Below are 1,131 nucleotides of genomic sequence, written 5' to 3'. Positions count from 1 at the left end.
CTTCTCGAGCGTGGCGGCCTTCTCGAAGGCCTCGTCGCCGACGTACTCGTCGAGCCCGTCGGCGGCGGCCGCCTCCGCGGCCCGCTGGGCCTTCGTCTTGCGGGTCCGCTTCTTGCGCGGCGCCGGGTCGGTGCCGTCGTGCCGGGAGACACCCTCGGCGAGCGCCAGCCCGTCGTCCTCGACCGGCTCCTCGCGATGGTTGCCGGTGAGGCGGTCGTACAGGCCCCGCAGCCGCTCGGGGATGCGGTGCACCGGGGTGGCCGTGACCACGAGGATGCCGAAGAAGCCCAGGAGCAGGAACAGCGGGACGGCGACCCACTCGGTCAGCCCGGTCACGACCGGGGTCGCGGCCAGGTAGCCGATGATGCCGCCCGCGTCCTGCAGGGCCTCGAAGCCGTCGGCCGGGGCAGGGGTGCCCTCGGCGATCGCGACGAGCGCGCACACCGACACGACGACGAAGATCAGGCCGATGGCGACGCGGGAGTTCGCCTGCCCCCGCTCGGGGTGCCGCATCACGCGGAACCCCAGCCACAGGAGCAGCACGGGGACGGCCACGCCGGCCAGCCCCACGGTGCCGGCGACGACGGCGTGCACGACGGTGCCGAACGTGCCGGAGATCCCCCACCACTCGCGCGCGGCCACGACCAACGCGAGGGCGATGAGGAAGAAGGCGACGCCGTCTCGGCGGTGCTCGGGTTCCAGGTCTCTTGCTCCCTTGGTGATGCTGCGGGTCAGGCCGCCGAGCCCGTGCGCGACGCCCAGGTAGAGGCCGCGCACCGCCCGGACGGGCCATGACTGGCTCGACGGCCCCGACCGTACCGGTGGTCGTCGCGCCGGCGCCTTGCGCGTGCCGGTGCCCCGGCCGGAACCCTTGCCCGACGAGCGGCCGGACGACGAGCGGCCCGAGGAGGACCGGGCGGGCGCGCGCCGGGTCGGGGCGGCCACGGATGCGGTCCGCCCCGTTCGTGAAGTCCCCCGCGGAGTCCCGGTGATCCTGCGGGCGGGTGTCCGGGTCGCCATGATGCCCCCCACGGTACCCGCGCCCCCCGCCCCCACCCCCCCCGTCCCCCCCCCCGGGGGGCCCCCCCCGCCGCCCCCCCCCCCCCCCCCCGGCCCCCCCCCCCCCCCCCC

Annotated in this window: 1 protein-coding gene; it reads right to left on the bottom strand. The window is 76.9% G+C overall.

What is annotated here, in order from left to right; translation table 11 throughout:
• On the bottom strand, positions 1-945 hold a 945-nt coding region (locus ACFUVW_RS20250), incomplete at its 3' end, for a DNA translocase FtsK 4TM domain-containing protein (RefSeq protein WP_430573093.1).
• Positions 946-1,131: the final 186 nt, after the last annotated feature.

Source organism: Isoptericola sp. NPDC057391 (assembly GCF_042668085.1).
Taxonomy (GTDB): domain Bacteria; phylum Actinomycetota; class Actinomycetes; order Actinomycetales; family Cellulomonadaceae; genus Isoptericola.
Note: the sequence above shows the minus strand (reverse complement) of the source record. Positions and strands in the feature narration are given on the sequence as shown.